At 74.7% G+C, this 17,302-nt stretch carries 15 protein-coding genes and 2 pseudogenes; 11 read left to right on the top strand and 6 right to left on the bottom strand.

Annotated features, from left to right (window positions below; all coding sequences use genetic code 11):
* Positions 1-23 precede the first annotated feature (23 nt).
* The 3 genes from OG472_RS07635 to OG472_RS07625 all read left to right on the top strand — a co-directional run bounded on the left by OG472_RS07635 (position 24) and on the right by OG472_RS07625 (position 3,100).
* Positions 24-605 (top strand): GNAT family N-acetyltransferase, encoded by a 582-nt coding sequence (locus tag OG472_RS07635; protein WP_401603972.1) that lies wholly within the window; start codon positions 24-26, stop codon positions 603-605.
* Positions 606-843: 238 nt separating this feature from the next.
* On the top strand, positions 844-1,980 hold the full coding sequence (locus tag OG472_RS07630; RefSeq protein ID WP_401603970.1) for a nitric oxide synthase oxygenase: 1,137 nt from the start codon (positions 844-846) through the stop codon (positions 1,978-1,980).
* Between the two features lie 55 nt (positions 1,981-2,035).
* Positions 2,036-3,100, top strand: a complete 1,065-nt coding sequence (locus OG472_RS07625; protein ID WP_401603968.1) for a lactonase family protein — start codon at positions 2,036-2,038, stop codon at positions 3,098-3,100.
* A gap of 115 nt (positions 3,101-3,215) precedes the next feature.
* Here OG472_RS07625 and OG472_RS07620 read toward each other — a convergent pair whose 3' ends face one another.
* Entirely contained in the window at positions 3,216-4,130 is a 915-nt protein-coding gene (locus OG472_RS07620; protein WP_401603965.1) for a sirohydrochlorin chelatase, read from the bottom strand.
* 153 nt (positions 4,131-4,283) lie between these two features.
* On the opposite strand from OG472_RS07620, the gene OG472_RS07615 reads away from it, so the two are divergent.
* From OG472_RS07615 to OG472_RS07600, 4 genes and pseudogenes are all read left to right on the top strand, one after another.
* Positions 4,284-4,961, top strand: a complete 678-nt coding sequence (locus OG472_RS07615; protein ID WP_401603963.1) for a uracil-DNA glycosylase — start codon at positions 4,284-4,286, stop codon at positions 4,959-4,961.
* Between the two features lie 208 nt (positions 4,962-5,169).
* On the top strand, positions 5,170-6,771 hold the full coding sequence (locus OG472_RS07610) for an SDR family oxidoreductase (protein WP_405828646.1): 1,602 nt from the start codon (positions 5,170-5,172) through the stop codon (positions 6,769-6,771).
* Between the two features lie 77 nt (positions 6,772-6,848).
* On the top strand, positions 6,849-8,219 hold the full coding sequence (locus OG472_RS07605) for a cryptochrome/photolyase family protein (RefSeq protein WP_405941194.1): 1,371 nt from the start codon (positions 6,849-6,851) through the stop codon (positions 8,217-8,219).
* Between the two features lie 137 nt (positions 8,220-8,356).
* Positions 8,357-9,019: pseudogene (locus OG472_RS07600) on the top strand (sigma-70 family RNA polymerase sigma factor); the annotation flags it as partial.
* Here the strand turns inward: OG472_RS07600 and OG472_RS07595 are convergent.
* On the bottom strand, positions 9,014-10,000 hold the full coding sequence (locus tag OG472_RS07595) for a MerR family transcriptional regulator (RefSeq protein WP_401603957.1): 987 nt from the start codon (positions 9,998-10,000) through the stop codon (positions 9,014-9,016). The pseudogene OG472_RS07600 and the gene OG472_RS07595 sit on opposite strands and share 6 nt — an antisense overlap.
* Before the next feature lie 39 nt (positions 10,001-10,039).
* A complete protein-coding gene (locus OG472_RS07590) occupies positions 10,040-11,131 on the bottom strand; it encodes a WD40/YVTN/BNR-like repeat-containing protein (protein ID WP_405828642.1) in 1,092 nt (363 codons plus the stop codon).
* Between the two features lie 232 nt (positions 11,132-11,363).
* On the opposite strand from OG472_RS07590, the gene OG472_RS07585 reads away from it, so the two are divergent.
* The 3 genes from OG472_RS07585 to OG472_RS07575 all read left to right on the top strand — a co-directional run bounded on the left by OG472_RS07585 (position 11,364) and on the right by OG472_RS07575 (position 14,402).
* Positions 11,364-12,731 (top strand): wax ester/triacylglycerol synthase family O-acyltransferase, encoded by a 1,368-nt coding sequence (locus OG472_RS07585; RefSeq protein WP_405941193.1) that lies wholly within the window; start codon positions 11,364-11,366, stop codon positions 12,729-12,731.
* 78 nt (positions 12,732-12,809) lie between these two features.
* Positions 12,810-13,919, top strand: a complete 1,110-nt coding sequence (locus OG472_RS07580) for an NADH:flavin oxidoreductase/NADH oxidase (RefSeq protein WP_405828639.1) — start codon at positions 12,810-12,812, stop codon at positions 13,917-13,919.
* A gap of 138 nt (positions 13,920-14,057) precedes the next feature.
* Positions 14,058-14,402, top strand: coding sequence for an ArsR/SmtB family transcription factor (locus OG472_RS07575; protein WP_405941192.1), 345 nt, complete (start codon positions 14,058-14,060; stop codon positions 14,400-14,402).
* A 36-nt stretch (positions 14,403-14,438) separates the two neighbouring features.
* On the opposite strand, the gene OG472_RS07570 is transcribed toward OG472_RS07575, so the two are convergent.
* Positions 14,439-15,092: a prealbumin-like fold domain-containing protein gene (locus OG472_RS07570; protein ID WP_405941191.1), complete on the bottom strand. Its 654-nt coding sequence runs from the start codon at positions 15,090-15,092 to the stop codon at positions 14,439-14,441.
* A 268-nt stretch (positions 15,093-15,360) separates the two neighbouring features.
* Between OG472_RS07570 and OG472_RS07565 the strand changes: the two are divergent.
* A pseudogene (locus OG472_RS07565) lies at positions 15,361-15,479 on the top strand (winged helix-turn-helix domain-containing protein); the annotation flags it as partial.
* Positions 15,480-15,482: 3 nt separating this feature from the next.
* Here the strand turns inward: OG472_RS07565 and OG472_RS07560 are convergent.
* Complete coding sequence (locus OG472_RS07560) at positions 15,483-15,890, bottom strand: hypothetical protein (protein ID WP_405941190.1); 408 nt, start codon at positions 15,888-15,890, stop codon at positions 15,483-15,485.
* A gap of 29 nt (positions 15,891-15,919) precedes the next feature.
* Positions 15,920-17,278, bottom strand: a complete 1,359-nt coding sequence (locus OG472_RS07555; RefSeq protein ID WP_405941189.1) for an FAD-dependent oxidoreductase — start codon at positions 17,276-17,278, stop codon at positions 15,920-15,922.
* Positions 17,279-17,302 lie beyond the last annotated feature (24 nt).

Below are 17,302 nucleotides of genomic sequence, written 5' to 3'. Positions count from 1 at the left end.
ATTTTTTGCGTACGGTGGATCCCATGACCACCGCACACGGCTCCGCCGACGGGATCGTCTACCGCCTCGCCCGCCCCGAGGACGCGGGTGCCATCGAGGCCCTGGACAGTTCCTTCACCACCGCCACGGTCTTCGAGGTGACCGCCTCCGACGACGGCTTCGGCTTCCGGGTCCGCGAGGTCCCGGTGGATCCGCCCGTGCGCAAGGTGTTTCCGCCGGAGGAGCACGACGAGCAGGGCTTCGCCGGTGCCGCGGGCCGGGATGCCGATGCGCGCACCTACGTGGCCCTGGACGGCGGCGAGGTGTGCGGCTTCGCGGCCGTCGGCTACGCCGCGTGGAACCGGCGCCTCACGATCGAGGACATCGAGGTCGCGCCCGGCCACCGGGGCCGCGGCGTCGGCCGCGCGCTCATGGAGTGCGCGGCGGAGTACGCCCGCGAACGCGGGGCGGAGCACCTGTGGTTGGAGGTCAGTTCGGTCAACGCCCCGGCCGTGCACGCCTACCGACGCATGGGATTCGGCTTCTGCGGCCTCGACACCGCGCTGTACGGCGGTACGCCCGCCGCCGGCGAGCAGGCGCTCTACATGAGCCGCCCCTGCCGCTGACCGGCTCGCGCACGCGGGCGGCGCGGCGCGCGCACGGTCAACTCCCGCGCCTGCGCCGGATCGTACGCCCCGGCACCCCCTGTCCGCAGGCCGATCGTCGAAGATCACTCAGAGGAGTGTTCCGGCCGCTCCTGCCGCACACCGCTGACCTGCCGCATGTACAACGGGTAATTGTTCATTGCACATTCATCCGGCACGTACAGGGTGGATCTGGTCGGACAGGGGGTAACCGCCCGGAATGGAAATTCTTCAACAGCGCTCCACCACCGCTCAGGTGTGGGAAGCGGCCGAGGAGTTCATCCGACTCTTCCACCGGGAGACCAGGGCCGCAGTCGATCCGCGCGCCCGGCTCGCCGCCGTCAGGGCCGAACTGGCCGCGACCGGCACCTACGTGCACACCCCCGAGGAACTGGCCCACGGGGCGCGCGTGGCCTGGCGCAACAGCAACCGCTGCATAGGCAGGCTCTACTGGAACTCGCTGCGGGTCCGCGACCGCCGCGGGCTCACCGACGCCGACGACATAGCCGCCGAGTGCTTCGACCACCTGCGCGAGGCGACCAACGGCGGCAGGATCAGACCCACCATCACGGTCTTCGCCCCGGACGCCCCGAACCGTCCCGGCCCGCTGATCTGGAGCGAGCAGCTCGTCAGGTACGCCGGCTACGGCGACCACCCCTCCGTCACCGTCGGCGACGCCCGCAACGCCCAGCTCACCGAGGCCCTGCTCCAGCTCGGCTGGCCGGGCGGTTCCGGCAGCCCCTTCGACCTCCTTCCGCTGGTGGTCCAGGGAGTCGACGACAAACCCCGCTGGTTCGACACCCCGGCGGACGCCGTCCTGGAGGTGCCGATCGACCACCCCGACGGCGACGGCTGGGCGGACTGGGGGCTGCGCTGGCACGCCGTGCCCGCCATCTCCAACATGTGCCTGGAGATCGGCGGCATCCACTACCCGGCCGCGCCCTTCAACGGCTGGTACATGGGCACCGAGATCGGCGCGCGCAACCTCGCGGACACCGACCGGTACAACCTCCTGCCGGCCGTCGCCCGCCGCCTCGGTCTCGACACCTCCAGCGACCGTTCCCTGTGGAAGGACCGCGCGCTCGTCGAGCTCAACCGGGCGGTCCTGCACTCCTTCGACCGCGCCGGCGTCGCCATCGCCGACCACCACTCCGAGTCCCGGCGGTTCCTGTCCCACATGGAGCGGGAAGAGCGCAAGGGGCGCGAGGTGGGCGCGGACTGGTCCTGGATCGTGCCGCCTATCTCCGGTTCCGCCACCCCGGTCTTCCACCGCACGTACGAGGACAGCCCGAGCAGTACGGCGTACGTCCACCACCCCGGCGCACAGGAACGGGCCCAAGGGCGGGATTTGGTCTAGACCTTCTGTTACCGTCGGCTCGGAACGGATCCGAGAGCGGTGAAAGGGGCCTCGTGTGGACGGCGCTGACAGTACGGACCATTGCGGCGAACACCGGGCCTACATCGGCTCGTTCACCTCGGGGGGCGGCCGCGGTGTCACCACCGCGGCCGTGGATCCGGTGACCGGAGCGCTGACCACGCTCTCGGTCGCCGCCGCGGAGGACCCCTCGTACCTCACCCTCGCCCGGGACACCGGCGTGCTCTACGCGGTGAACGAGACCGAGGGGGGCGCGGTGACCGCCTTCCGGCCGACCGCCGACGGCCTCACTCCGCTCGGCGAGACCGTCCGCGTCGGCGGCTCCGGCCCGACCCACCTCAGCGTGAGCGCGGGCCGGCTGCTCACCGCCAACTACACCTCCGGCAGCGTCAGCAGCCTCCCGCTCGCCGCCGACGGCAGCCCGGGCGGGCCCGCCCACGTCCTGCCGCACGAAGGCCGCGGCCCCGACCCCGACCGTCAGCAGCGCCCGCACGCCCATCAGGTGCTGCCCGACCCGACCGGCCGCTGGGTGCTCAGCGTGGACCTCGGCACCGACTCGGTACGGGTCTGCACGCCGGACCCGGCCACCGGCGCGCTGCGGGTGCACTCCGAGACGGCGCTGCGCGCCGGGACCGGGCCCCGCCACCTCACCTTCCACCCGGAGGGGTCCGTGGTCTACGTCCTGCACGAGCTGGAGCCGCAGCTGACCGTCTGCCGCTGGAACGGGGCGTCCGGGCAACTGGAACCGGTCCGTGAGGTTCCGGTCGCCTCCACGGGCGCCTCAGGGGCCGTACGGGCCTATCCCTCGGCGATCGTCGCCTCGCCCGACGGACGGTTCCTCTGGGTGGCCGTCCGGGGCGCCGACTCCCTCACCACGCTCTCCCTCGCCGACGGGCCCGAGGAGCCCCGGCTCACCGGCGCCGTGGACTGCGGCGGCGCCTGGCCGCGCGATCTCGCCGTCGACGCCTCGGGCCGTCGGCTCTACGCGGCCAACGAGCGCTCGGGCGACGTCACCTGGTTCGACGTGGACCCGCTGACCGGGCGGCCGCACCGGGCCGGCTCGGTGGCCGTGCCCGCGGCCACCTGCGTGGTCCTCGGCTGACCTGACCCCCCTACGGGACTCGCGCACGGGGCATCCGTACGCGGCCACGGAGAAGGCCCCCGGCGGCCCTGGAAACCAGGGCCGCCGGGGGCCTTCTCCGTCACGGACGGGCAGGTCAGTGGGCAGCGGCGCCCAGGCTGATCCCGAGGGCCGCGGAGTACTGGGCGACGGCCAGCTTGCCGAGCGCCGGGTAGGCCCCGAGCACCTCGGCGGTGGCGCAGTCGGCCTCCTTGCAGGCGGTGTCCAGCAGTCCCTCGGCCGCCTCCGGGCCGATCAGGTACGGGGCGAGCGCGAGCTGCGTGGAGCCCTCGTCGCGCAGCTGCTGGGCGACGGCGGCCACCGAGCCCTCCTGGTCCAGCGCGGCCGCCATGACGGGCACGGCGAGACGCGCGGCGAGCAGCATGCCCGTGATCCCGGCGGCCTGCACGGCCTCCTCGCCGCCGGTGGTGGCCAGGACGATGCCGTCGGCGGCGGTGGTCACGGTGAAGAGCCGGGCGCGGTCGGCGCGGGCCAGGCCCGCCTCGGACAGCCGCACGTGCAGGCCCTCGGCGAGCAGCGGGTGCGGGCCGAGTACGTCGGCCAGCTCGGCGGCGGCCGAGGAGTCCATCAGCGCCTGGCGGACCCGGCGGAGCAGGTCTCCGTCCGGGCCGGCCAGCAGGGGCACGACCACGGCGTCCGGGCCGGTCGGCGCGGGCACCTCGTGGCCGGCGGCGCGGGCGAACTCCGCGCGCGCGGCACGCTCAGTCGCGACGGCGGTCAGCACACCGGACAGGGACGGGAACTCGGAGGCGTCGTCACCGTCGAGGAAGCCGATGCGGGCGTCGAGGCCCGGCAGCTCGGAGCGGCCGATGCTGATGATCTCTTCCGCGAGCCCTCGCGAGGCGGCCGAGGGGGCACCGGGCACGGCGAGCACCAGCGCGGGCGCGCCCTCGGGCGCCGCCGCGGGCTCGGGCCGGCGGTGCCGTCCGGTCTGGCGGGGTCGCGGCATTCGTACGGGCAGGCCATTTGCGGGCCCAGTGGGGGAGCTCATGGCGCCGCATGCTACTGGCTTATCGGAACAAGGTGTTCGGGCAGGGCCTTCTCCGGCGGCATCTGTCCGCATTTATCCGATGAAGAGCAGATACCGTCAACTCACCGACGGTAGGCGCCTGGCCACCCGGTTGGACCAGTAGAGTGACACAGCGTGGCACCACGACCCTTGAATGAACTCGTTGAAGCAGGCTGGGCGAAGGCTCTGGAACCCGCGTCCGGGCAGATCGCCGCCATGGGGGACTTCCTCCGCGGCGAGATCGCCGCCGGGCGGACGTACCTGCCGGCCGGCGCGAACGTACTGCGCGCGTTCCAGCAGCCGTTCGACGACGTCCGTGTCCTGATCGTCGGACAGGACCCCTACCCCACACCGGGGATGGCCATCGGCCTGAGCTTCGCCGTCGCGCCGGAGGTGCGCAGGCTGCCGGGCAGCCTGGAGAACATCTTCCGCGAGATGAACTCCGACCTCGGACTGCCGAGGCCGTCCAACGGGGACCTCACCCCGTGGACCCGGCAGGGGGTGCTGCTGCTCAACCGGGCCCTGACGACCGCCCCCGGCAAGCCGGCCGCGCACCGCGGCAAGGGCTGGGAAGAGGTGACCGAGCAGGCGATCCGGGCCCTCGTCGCGCGGGGCAAGCCGTTGGTGTCGATCCTGTGGGGCCGCGACGCGCGCAACCTGCGGCCGCTGCTCGGGGACCTGCCGGCGGTCGAGTCGGCGCACCCCTCGCCGATGTCGGCGGACCGGGGCTTCTTCGGCTCGCGCCCGTTCAGCCGTGCCAACGACCTGCTGGCGCGCCAGGGGATGCAGCCGGTCGACTGGCGACTGCCCTAGGGGCTGCCGCCGCTCCGGATCCGGGCCCGGGCGGACCGTCCGCCTGTGTCCGTCCGTGTCCGTCCGTGTATGTCTGTGTCTCTTCGGTTCCGGACGTGTCCGGCCGTGTCCGCATCCGTTCCGGCGGTGAACGGGGAAGGATGGGCGAACGGGAGCGTCCGGCGCCCGCCGGCCGCCTTCCCGGTACGGAACGAACGGAGCACAGCCCGTGAGCACGTATCCCCGGAATCCGACACCGCCCCCGACTCCGGCCCCGGCCACCGGACTGCACTGCCTGGTCACCGGCGCGGGCGGCTACATCGGCGGCCGGCTCGTCCCCGAGCTGCTCGACGCCGGCCACCGCGTGCGCTGCCTGGCCCGCACCCCGGCCCACCTCAGGGACCACCCGTGGGCCGGCCGGGCGGAGGTGGTCCGCGGCGACGTCACCGACGCGGCGAGCCTGCGTCCTGCCCTGCAGGACGTGGACGTGGCCTACTACCTGGTGCACTCCCTGGAAGCCGGGCGCGAGTTCGAGGAGACCGACCGGCGCGCGGCCACCACCTTCGCCGCCGAGGCCCGCGCCGCCGGGGTCGGCCGCATCGTCTACCTCGGCGGCCTCACCCCGCGCGACGTGCCCGAGGAGGAACTCTCCCCGCACCTGCGCTCCCGGGCCGAGGTGGGCCGGATCCTGCTCGGCTCCGGGGTGCCCACGACCGTACTGCGCGCCGCCGTCGTCATCGGCTCCGGATCGGCCTCGTTCGAGATGCTCCGCTACCTCACCGAACGGCTCCCCGTGATGGTGACGCCGAGCTGGGTCGGCACCCGCGTCCAGCCCATCGCCGTACGGGACGTGCTGCGCTACCTCGTCGGCAGCGCACGGATGCCGCGCGACGTCAGCCGGGTCTTCGACATCGGCGGCCCCGACCTCCTCACCTACCGCGACATGATGATCCGCTACGCGGCGGTCGCCGGACTGCCCCGGCGCCTCATCCTGCCCGTTCCCATGCTCACCCCGCGCCTGTCCAGCCACTGGATCGGCCTGGTCACGCCCGTGCCGGCCGCCCTCGCGCGTCCGCTCGCCGAATCACTGAAGTACGAGGTCGTCTGCGCGGAGCACGACATCCGGCAGTACGTGCCCGACGGGACGGGGACCCCCGTCCCCTTCGAGCGCGCTCTCGCGCTCGCCCTGGAACGGGTCAAGGAGGCGCGCGTCACGACCCGCTGGTCCAACGCCTCGCTGCCCGGCGCCCCGAGCGACCCGCTGCCCACCGACCCCGACTGGGCGGGCGGCAGCCTCTACACCGACGAGCGCGAGCAGGCCGTCCCGGCGACCCCGCAGCAGCTGTGGCGGGTCATCGAGGGGGTGGGCGGCACCAACGGCTGGTACTCCTTCCCGCTGGCCTGGGCGGTACGGGGCCAGCTCGACCGGCTCGTCGGCGGGGTGGGGCTGCGCCGGGGCCGGCGCGACGCCGAACGCCTCCGGGTCGGTGACACGCTCGACTTCTGGCGGGTCGAGGAGATCGAGCGGGGACACCTCCTGCGGCTGCGCGCGGAGATGAGGCTCCCCGGACTCGCCTGGCTGGAGATGCGCGTCGAACGCGATGCCACGGGCGGCACGCTCTACCGCCAGCGGGCCCTCTTCCACCCGCACGGCCTGGCGGGACAGCTGTACTGGTGGAGCGTGGCGCCGTTCCACGCCGTCGTCTTCGGCGGCATGGCACGAAACATCGCGCGAACGGCCGAGAGGACGGCGGAGGAACCCGCCGCGGAAGCGGCCGGGAGCACGGCGGGGCCGATGGTGCATCCGGGAGGCGGCGGCCGGCGGAAGTGAGGGCGGCAAGTCCGCACGCAGCCCACCCGCCGTCGCCGCGCGCGCCCGCAGGGTGGCCGATCGCCGGGAGTGGCGCCATGAACTCCGTCGTCCTTTTCACCTCCGACCTCCGCCTGCACGACCACCCGCCCCTGCGCGCCGCCCTGGCGGCGGCGCACGACGTCGTGCCGCTGTTCGTACGGGATCCCGCCGTCGACCGGGCGGGCTTCGCCGCGCCCAACCGGCTGGCCTTCCTCGCCGACTGCCTGGCCGACCTCGACGCGGGCCTGCGCGACCGCGGCGGGCGGCTCGTCGTGCGCACCGGGGACCCCGTCGCCGAGGTCCACGCCGTGGCGCGGCAGGCCGACGCGGACGAGGTGCACATGGCGGCCGGCTGCTCCCGCTTCGCCCGCGACCGCGAGGCACGGCTGCGGCACGCCCTGGAGTCCGACGGCCGCCGCCTCTACGTACACGACGGGGTGACCACCGTCGTGCCGCCCGGCGTCGTCACCCCTCAGGGATCCGACCACTTCGCCGTCTTCACCCCGTACTTCAGGCGGTGGGCCGCCGAGCCGCCGCGCACCCCCCTCGCCGCCCCCCGGGCCGTCCGGGTGGTCCCCGGGACGCGCTCCGAGGAACTGCCCGGGCGCGCCGCCGTGGCGGACGTGTCGGAGGGCCTCCCCGCGGGCGGGGAGAAGGAGGGCCGCCGCCGGCTCGGCGCCTGGCTGTCCCGGCTCGCCGACACCTACGAGGAGCGCCACGACGACCTCGCGGGCGATGCCACCTCCCACCTGTCCGCGTACCTCCACTTCGGCGCCGTATCGGCCACCGAGGCCGTCCACCGGGCGCGGGCCCGCGGCGGCGCGGGCGCGACCGCCTTCGTACGGCAGCTGTGCTGGCGGGACTTCCACCACCAGGTGCTCGCAGCCCGGCCCGGGGCGGCCGTGGCCGACTACCGGCCCCGGCAGGACCACTGGCGGCGGGGCGCCGAGGCGGAGGCGGACCTCCGCGCCTGGCGGGAGGGGCGGACCGGCTACCCGGTCGTGGACGCCGCCATGCGGCAACTCGCCCACGAGGGCTGGATGCACAACCGGGGACGCCTGATCGCCGCCTCCTTCCTCACCAAGACGCTGTACGTCGACTGGCGCGAGGGCGCCCGCCACTTCCTGGACCTCCTCGTGGACGGCGACGTCGCGAACAACCAGCTCAACTGGCAGTGGGTGGCCGGGACGGGGACCGACACACGGCCCAACCGCGTGCTCAACCCCGTGCTCCAGGGCCGGAGGTACGACCCCCACGGGGCCTACGTCCGCCGCTGGGTCCCCGAGCTCGCGGACCTGCCCGCCGGGACGATCCACGAGCCGTGGAAGCTCACCGGTGCGGAACGGGACGCCTGCGACTACCCCGACCCGATCGTGGCCCTCGCCGACGGCCTGGCCCGCTTCCGCCACGCCCGGGGACGGGACTGACCCGCCCGGCCCGCAGGCCGCGGCGGGGTGCAGGACGACGCACGAACGATGCGAGTTGAAGCGCCTCGTCGCCGCGCCGGAGCCTGAGGGGGCGGGAGCGGCCGAGCTCCCGGCACCGGCGAGGAGGCGGAGTCGTCATGAGCGCAGCACCCGGCACGACGGACGCGCTCCCGGCCGGGGCCTCGGGCGCGCCTGCGGACGGGGTCCAGGACAGGCTCCCGGCCCGGCATTCGGCCGGGGATGCGGCCCGGCTTCCGGGGGCCTTCCAGGACGTGCTCTCGGACGAGGATGTCGGCCGCGGGATCGGGCGGGGCGACGCGGACTGCTTCGCCCTGGCCCACCGGCGCTGGGGCCGCCTCGTGCACCACCTGGCCGCCCGCACGCTGGGTGACGTCAGGGAGGCCGAGGACGTCACCCAGCAGGTCTTCCTCGCGGCGTGGTCCGGCCGCGCCGGGTATGACCCCGCACGCGGCCCCGTGCCCGCCTGGCTGGTCGGCATCACCCGCCGGAAGGTCGCCGACGCGCTCACCGCCCGGACGCGCCGGTTCGACCTGGCCGCCGCGGCCGGCGCGGCCCTGCCACCGGCCGCCGCGGCGCCCGACGGGTGCGAGCGCGCCCTCGACCGTCTCTGCGTCACCCGTGAACTCGCGCGCCTTCCGCGCGTCCAGCGCGAGGTACTGGCCCTCGCCTTCTACGCCGACCTGACCCAGGTCCAGATCGCCCACCGCACCGGTCTGCCGCTGGGCACGGTCAAGAGCCATGCCCGGCGCGGACTCCAGCGGCTGCGCCGGGCCCTAGAGGGCCTCGTAGAGCCGGGAGACCAGGTCGAGCGCCTCCCGCAGCCCGCCGGGGCGCAGCGCGCCGGGTCCGGGGGCCCGGCCCGCCCAGCCCGGGCCGGCCAGCAGCATCACGGGATGCGTCCGCGCCCCCTTGACCCCGAAGGCGCTGGCGGCGACGTACCGGGCCAGCGCGTGGTCGGCGGTGGAGCGGGCCTGGGACCAGAGCACGACGGCCGCCGGTCCCGTGCGCCGCACGGCGGCGTCCAGCGCCTCGGCGGGGACGGCCGCGCCGAACATCCGGGCCGGCAGGCCGCGTTCGCCGAGCCCCGCCGCCAGTGCCTCCAGGGGAAGGGTGTGCTGCTCGGCCGGGACGCAGGCCAGCAGCACCGGGGGAGTGGCGGTCCGGCGTTCCGGGGCGGGCGCCACGCGCCGGAGGGCGGTGGAGACGTGCCAGGACAGCAGGTGCTCCACCTCGACGTAACGGTCGCCGGAGGACTGCCACTTGCGCCCCACCGCATGCAGGGTCGGCACCATCACCTCCTCCCAGACGGTGACGAGCCCGTGGCCCGCCATGAGGTCGCCCAGCAGCGCGTCCAGGGCCGGGCCGTCGAGGCGTACGGCGGCGCGGGCCAGCCCCCGGCTCTCCCGGAGCACGTCCCGCTCGTCGCCGGGGCGCGAGGGCCCGCCGGCCGGTCCCGGCGGCGGCGGTGGCCCGGGCCGGCCCACCGGCGGACCCGCCCCGGGGCCGCGATCCGCACGCGTGCCGGAGTGCGCGCCGCGGGCTGCCCGGGCCGCCTCGGCGGGAGGCACCCCGGAGGCGGTGAGCCGGCACATCTCCTCCAGCATCGCGATGTCCCCGGGGGTCCAGCGGCGGTGCCGCCCGCCCTCGTGCGCGGCGGGACCGATGCCGTACCGCTGGTCCCAGGACCGCAGCGTGGTCGGGGACACACCCAGGTGACGCGCCACCGCCCCCGTGGTGATGCCGTGCGTGGTCTCGGACATGCCCTCACCGTACGACGCACGAACGATGCGGGTTCACCGCTACCCGCCGATGGTCGCCGCCCGCACGCACAGCACGTCCGGCAGGTGCTCGGCCAGCAGCTGCCAGCTCTCGCCGTCGTCGTGACTGGCGTACAGCTCGCCGTTGCGGTTGCCGAAGTAGATGCCCGCGGGGTCCGCGTCGTCCGTGCACAGCGCGTCCCGCAGGACCGTGCCGTAGTGGTCGCCGGAGGGCAGCCCCTTCGACAGCGGCTCCCAGCTGGCGCCCGCGTCCCGGGTGCGGAAGACCCGGCACCGGTGCTCGGCCGGTACGCGGTCGGAGTCCGCGTTGAGCGGGAAGACGTAGGCGGTGTCCGGCCGGTGCGGATGGGCGGCCACTGCGAAGCCGAAGTCGGACGGGAGGCCGCTGCCGATGTCGGTCCACCGGGCGCCTGCGTCGTCGCTGCGGTAGACGCCCCAGTGGTTCTGCAGGTACAGCCGGTCCGTGTCCCCGGCGTCCTGGGCGATCTTGTGCACGCACTGGCCGAACTCGGGGTGGGGATCCGGCAGGAACACCGCCGAGACCCCCGCGTTGGACGGTTCCCAGCTGGCTCCGCCGTCCTTCGTCCGGAACACGCCGGCGGTGGAGACCGCCACGGTCACCGCGTCCCGGTCGCCGGGGTCGGTGATCACCGTGTGCAGGCCCTCACCGCCGCCGCCCGGCACCCACTTGTCGCGGCTCGGGTGCTCCCACAGCGGGCGGACCAGCTCGAAGGACTCGCCGCGGTCCGTGGAGCGGAACAGCGCGGCCGGCTCCGTCCCCGCGTACACCACGTCCGGGGCCTCGGGCCCGGCCGGCTGCAGCTGCCAGACCCGCTCCAGTGAGGCCCCCGTGTCCTGGGGGAACTTCACCGCGGCCGCGGTGGGCTCGCGCCAGGTGGCCCCCAGGTCGTCGGAACTGAAGACGGACGGCCCCCAGTGCGTGCTGTCGCCGCCGACCAGCAGCCGGGGGGACGGCCCCCGCCGGTCGACGGCGACCGCGTAGACGGCCTGGGCGTTGAAGTGCGGCCCGTCGAACTCCCAGGGTCCGTCCTCCCGGCGACGGCCGATGAAGAGTCCCTTCCGGGTTCCCACGAGCAGCAGTACATCGGGCATGGCCGGTACCTCCGGACCTCGTCGTCCTTGCGGGGCGTTCCTCGTGAAGCGTCTTTCCGGCCAGTCTGCACCCACCCACTGACAGCGGCCCGGCGGACGGCACCGGGCTGCTGAGCAGCCGATCGATACCGATCATTTACCCTCCGGAAATCGTTGCTACTTGAACGTCGGCGTTCGGAATGGGTTGACTTCAGGCCACTGCACTTCTGCCGTCGTCCGCGAGAGGACCTTTGTGGCCACCGAGCACCTGTCGCCGCTCGACCTCGCCTTCTGGCGGATCGAATCCGCCGCCCACCCCATGCACCTCGGCGCCCTCGCCGTCTTCCACACAGCCGCGCCCACCGGCGGTGCCGGGCCCACCGCCGCTGCCGGGCCCGCCGGCGGTGCCGCCCCCGGAGCCGCCGAGCGCGCCGCCGCCCTGCTCGCCGCCCGCTGCGCCGCCGTGCCGGGCCTGCGCCGCCGCATCCGCGACGTGCTGCTGCCGGTCGGCGCGGCCGCCTGGTCGCCGGACCCCGCTTTCGACCCGGCGCGTCACGTGTTCCTCGTCCGTACCGGCGAGACGGACCCGCAGACCGCCGCCGGCCCGCTGATGGCCCGGCCGCTGGACCGGGAACTGCCGCCCTGGGAGGCCCACGTGCTGGCCGGGCCGGACCCGGAGTCCTTCGCGGTGCTCTTCAAGTTCCACCACGCCCTCGCCGACGGCCTGGGCGCGCTGGCCCTGGCGGCCGCGCTCTTCGACGAGGGCCCGGCCCTGCGGACCTCCGCGCGCCCGGTCCCCGAGCAGCGGGCCGGCTCGGCCCTGCGCCGGCTCCCCGGGACCCTGGCCGCCCGGGTCCAGGACGTCGGCCAGGCCCTGGAGATCGGCGCCGCCGTGGCCCGCTCCGGGCTGCCGCTCGGCGTCCCCGCGGCCCTCACCGCGGACCCCTCCGGCAAGGGGACCCGGGCCGTGGCGGGTCTCGCCCTCGACCTGGACGAGGTCAACCTGGTCCGCAAGGCCGCCGGCGGCACCGTCAACGACGTGCTCATCTGCGTGGTCGCCGGGGCTCTGCGCCGCTGGCTGGAGGAGCGGGGCGATCCCGCGCCGACCGGGCCGGGTCCCCGCGCGCTGATCCCCGTGTCCCGCCGCGGCAGAGCCGGGGCCGGCGGGAACCGGCTCTCCGGCTACCTGCTGCGGCTGCCGCTGGCCGAGCGCGACCCGCTGCTGCGCCTGGACCGGATCCGGGCGGCGATGGACCGCAACAAGGACGCCGGACCCGCTCGCGGTGCGGGGGCCGTCGCCCTGCTCGCCGACCACGTCCACCCGCTGGGCCACCGGCTCGGCGGCCCGCTCGTCGCGCAGGCCGCCCGACTGCTCTTCGACATCCTGGTGACCAGCGTCCCGCTGCCCGGACTCACCTTCACCCTCGGCGGCAGCCGGGTCCGCGAGGTCTACCCGCTCGCCCCGCTGGCCCGCGGCCAGTCGCTGGCCGTCGCGGTGTCCACGTACAAGGGAACCGTCCACTACGGCCTGGTCGCCGACGCGGCGGCCGTCCCGGACCTGGACGCCCTGGCGGGGGCGCTGCGTGCGGAGCTCGACGTGCTTGTACGAGAGGTCTCGTAGTACGAGGAAATTCGTAGTACGGTGAGTCTCGAACTTAGCCGCCGATCCCCGGCGCGCCCGGTGACATCTGGAGCCCTGATGAGTGCTGCCCCTGCGGCCCCCGCCGCCTTCGCCGCCCTGTTCACCCCCTACACCCTTCGCTCGGTCACGGTCCCGAACCGCGTGTGGATGGCGGCGATGTGCCAGTACAGCGCGGAGGCGTTCGGCCCGAACGCGGGCGTGGCCCACGACTGGCACTTCGCGCACTATGCCGCCCGTGCCGTCGGCGGCACCGGCCTGATCATTCAGGAGGCCACCGCCGTCTCCCCGGAAGGCCGGATCACCCCCTACGACCTCGGCATCTGGAACGACACCCAGGTCGAGGCGCTGCGCCGGATCACCTCGTTCCTCAAGGCCCAGGGGACCGTCCCCGGCATCCAGATCGCGCATGCCGGCCGCAAGGGCTCCACCGACCGCACCTGGAAGGGCGGCGGCGCGGTCGGACCCGAGGCGCACGGCTGGCAGCCCGTCGCCCCCAGCGCCGTCCCCTTCGCCGAGGGCGGCCACGTGCCGCACGAGCTGACGGTCGATGAGATCGCCGAGATCACCGCCCAGTTCGCGGCCGCCACCGAGCGCGCGCTCGCGGCGGGCTACGAGGTCGTCGAGATCCACGGCGCACACGGCTACCTCATAGGGGAGTTCCTCTCCCCGCACAGCAACAAGCGCACCGACGCCTACGGCGGTTCCTTCGAGAACCGGACCCGCTTCGCCCTCGAAGTCGTGGACGCCGTACGGGCGGTGTGGCCCGAGGAGCTCCCGCTGCTCTTCCGGATCTCCGCCACCGACTGGCTGGAGGAGGACGGCTGGACCGCCGACGACACGGTGCGGCTGGCCCGGCTGCTCCAGGAGCACGGCGTGGACCTCCTCGACGTCTCCACCGGCGGCCTCGCCCCCGGAGTGTCGATCCCCGTCGGCCCGGGTTACCAGGTGCCCTTCGCCGCCCGGGTCAAGGAGGAGACCACCCTGCCCGTGGCCGCCGTCGGCCTGATCACCGAACCGGAGCAGGCCGAGAAGATCCTCGCCAACGGCGAGGCCGACGCGGTCCTGCTCGCCCGCGAACTGCTGCGCGACCCGTACTGGGCCCGCCGCGCGGCCGCCGAGCTGGGCGCGGAGATCCGTACGCCCGAGCCGTACCACCGCTCCTGGTGACGGCGGTGCGGCTCCGGCGCCCCGGCCCGCGGCGGAGCCGCACCTCCCGGTCCCGCCGATTCCCGCGGGACCCCCGGCTCCTTCGACGACTCTCGTACGATGGGGGCCCGCAGCAAACCGAGTGAGTGGAGCAGGGACATGACGGAAGGGGACGCCGGCCGCACCCTCGCCCACCCCGAAGCGGCCGAGATCCGGCTGGAGGGCGTACTGCACGCGCTCTCCGACCCGGTGCGGCTGTCCATCGTCCGGGATCTGGCCGCCTCGGCCGCGGACCTGGCCTGCTCTTCCTTCGACCTGCCGGTCACCAAGTCCACGACCACCCACCACTTCCGCGTCCTGCGGGAGAGCGGGGTCGTGCGCCAGACCTACCGCGGCACCACCAAGCTGAACGCCCTGCGCCGCGACGACCTGGAGTCCCTCTACCCCGGCCTCCTCGACAGCGTCCTCACGGCGGCCGAGGCCGAGGCGGCGCGGCTCGGCTAGGAGCTGTCCGGCCCGTCGCGGGCGGTGAGGGGCAGGTTATGCGACCTCACCGGCGGTCACGGGCGTGCGCGTGTTCTCGGCGGTCACCGACACGCCTTCGGCGATGTCCTCCTCCGTCAGGATCACGGGGAACACCGGATTCAGGGGCAGGTCGTAGCCGGGTGGGGCCTGGGTCTCCAGCCAGTAGTAGACGCCGGTCGGCAGGGTGCGGGTGCACGTGCCGTCGGCTGCCGTGGTGCAGGAGGCGCCGATCGGGGTGTCCGGGTCGCTGCCGGTGGTCTGGAGCCCCGGGATGCCGTTGGTCTCCTCCCAGAGCTCGAAGACGGCGCCGGCCAGTGGGTCGCCGCTCTCTCCGTCCTCCTTGATCACCGTGACCTCGCCGAGGAGGATGCCGGGGCCCTCGCAGACGGGAGGCCCCGCATCGCACCGGGGTGGCGGGCACCACCCCAGGCCGCCGCGAGCGGAGGCGGACGCGGCGCCCGAGCCGTGGCCGACGGCCGGGGCGTGGTCCGGGCAGGGGGCGGTGCTCGCGGCAGCCCGGTTCACGCTGCCCGGCGGGTTCCGGACGGCCGCGCCCGCCCCGGCTGCCGCAGCGTACGACGGCGTCGTAACCAGCAGCGCCGTCATCGCCGTCCCGAGGACCCAGGGCCGCCACCGGTCCCATGACCGGCGCAATCCGTTCGGTGCCATGACACTCCATCCGCATGCTGCTCCGGGGCTTCGCTCCAGCGACATGATCGGCCCGCGCACGAGGGCCGGCCCGGCGACACTCCCGCATGCGGGCATTCCGGCCGTACGACCACCCGGACGTACTCACGCGGAGGGACGAGGCGCCAGGAGCCGGGCGTGAGGAGGGTCGGGCGTGCCTACGCCCGGCCCGAGCCAGCAGCGCCCAACAGCCCTGCCCGGTCGGGGATCTTGACCCGGCCCTGCGAGGGGCCGCGCCAGGCCCACCATCGCCACCCACCACTTCCGCGTCCTGCGGGAGAGCGGGGTCGTGCGCCAGACCTACCGGCACCACCAAGCTGAACGCCCTGCGCCGACGACCTGGAGACCCTCTTCCCCGGTCTCCCGGACGACCTAGGCCGTGGCGTCCCAGCGGTGGAGCAGCCGGCCGTCCGGGCCGAAGATGTCCATGCGGTAGCCGTGGGGCAGCGTGACGCCCTCGCTGAGCGTCAGGTACGCGGTGACGGACGCCGCCTGCCGCTTGAACCGGGCCTCGTCCGTGTCCGGGTTGTGCGTGCGCACGACGATCAGGGGTGACGCCCCGTCCGGCCCGGGCACCTGCTCGATGCCGTACACGTCGGCGTCCCCGCCCGCCTTCCGGTAGCGCTCGGCGAGGGCCGCCGCGTCCGGGGGAGCGACCGTACTCGTCACGGTGGGGCCCGGTGCGGGCACGGCGGCCCGGTCGGCGCCCTCGTCCGTGCACCCGGACAGCACGGCGCAGGCCGCCACGGTCATCGCAAGTACCAGATTTCTTCCGCGCATCACCACAGCACTCTAATGTGCGACGTCCCTTACACCAGCCCCGCGGCGCCCAACAGCCCCGGCCAGTCCGGGATCTTGACGGAGCGGCGGCCCAGCGAACGGCCCAGATCGGCCTCGGCGGTTTCGATGGCCTGCCAGCCCGGCCACTCCACCGGCTGCAGGCCCGCCGCCCGCAGGGCGTCCAGCGGGTCCCCGGACAGCTCGCGCCGGGCCAGCACCGCCGCGTCCTGGAGCAGGGAGGAGGCGGTCTCCTTGGCGCACGGCCGGTTCGTGCCGATCACCCCGGTCGGGCCGCGCTTGATCCAGCCCGCCACGTACTCGCCGACCGAGGCCCGGCCGGCGCGGATCACCCGGCCCGCCGCGTGCGGGACCGTCCCCCGCTCGGGATCGAAGGGCAATCCGGCCAGCGGTACGCCCTTGTACCCCACCGAACGCAGCACCAGCTGCGCCTCGATGTCCTCGTGGACGCCCGTCCCGGTCACCCCGCCGCGCCCGTCCGGGGCGGTCCGCTCGAAGCGCATCCCGGTGACCCGCCCGCCGGGCCCGCCGAGGATCTCCACCGGGCGCAGATAGAACCGCAGCGCGATGCGGCGCGGCTCCTCGCCCCGATCCGCCTCCGCCCAGCCGCGCAGCACCTCCAGGTTCCGCCGCGCCACCGCCGGCAGCGCGGCGGCCGCGCCCGGATCGGCGTACATCGGGTCGAGCGCCAGCTCGGCGCGGTCCGCCACGGCGTCCACCCCCGGCAAGGTGCCCAGTTCGCGCAGCTCCTTGGTGGTGAACTTGCCCTGCGAGGGCCCGCGCCGGGCGACCATGGCCACCGTGCGCACCCGGCTGTCAGCGAGCGCGCCGAGCGCCGGCTGCGGCATGTCCGTCGGCGTCAGTTCCGCCGTGCCGCGGGCCAGGATCCGGGTCACGTCCACCGCGACGTTGCCCGCGCCGACCACCACCGCCGACTCCACCCCCGGCAGGTCGAAGACCTCGTCGAGGGCATCGGGGTGGCCGCTGTACCAGGACACGAAGGCCGTCGCGGAGTGCACCCCGGCGAGCTCCTCACCGGGGATCCCCAGCAGCCGGTCCCGCGCCGCGCCCACGCAGTAGACCACCGCGTGGTACAGCTCCAGGAGCCGCGCCGTGGACAGCTCCGGCCCGCCGACCTCGACGTTCCCGAGGAAGCGGATCCGCTCGTCCTCCAGGACGGTGCGCAGGCTGCCCTGCAGCGACTTGATCTTCTCGTGGTCCGGGGCGACCCCGTACCGCACGAGCCCGTACGGGGCGGGCAGCCGGTCCAGTACGTCGACCCGCACCCCGGGCACCTCGCGCTGCTGGACCAGCGTCTGGGCCGCGTAGACCCCGCTGGGGCCCGATCCGACGACGGCGACACGAAGCACGGCGGAGCTCCTCCCGCAGGTGGT

The organism is Streptomyces sp. NBC_00207, assembly GCF_045160965.1.
GTDB lineage: Bacteria > Actinomycetota > Actinomycetes > Streptomycetales > Streptomycetaceae > Streptomyces.
This window is presented reverse-complemented; position numbering and strand designations above follow the sequence as displayed.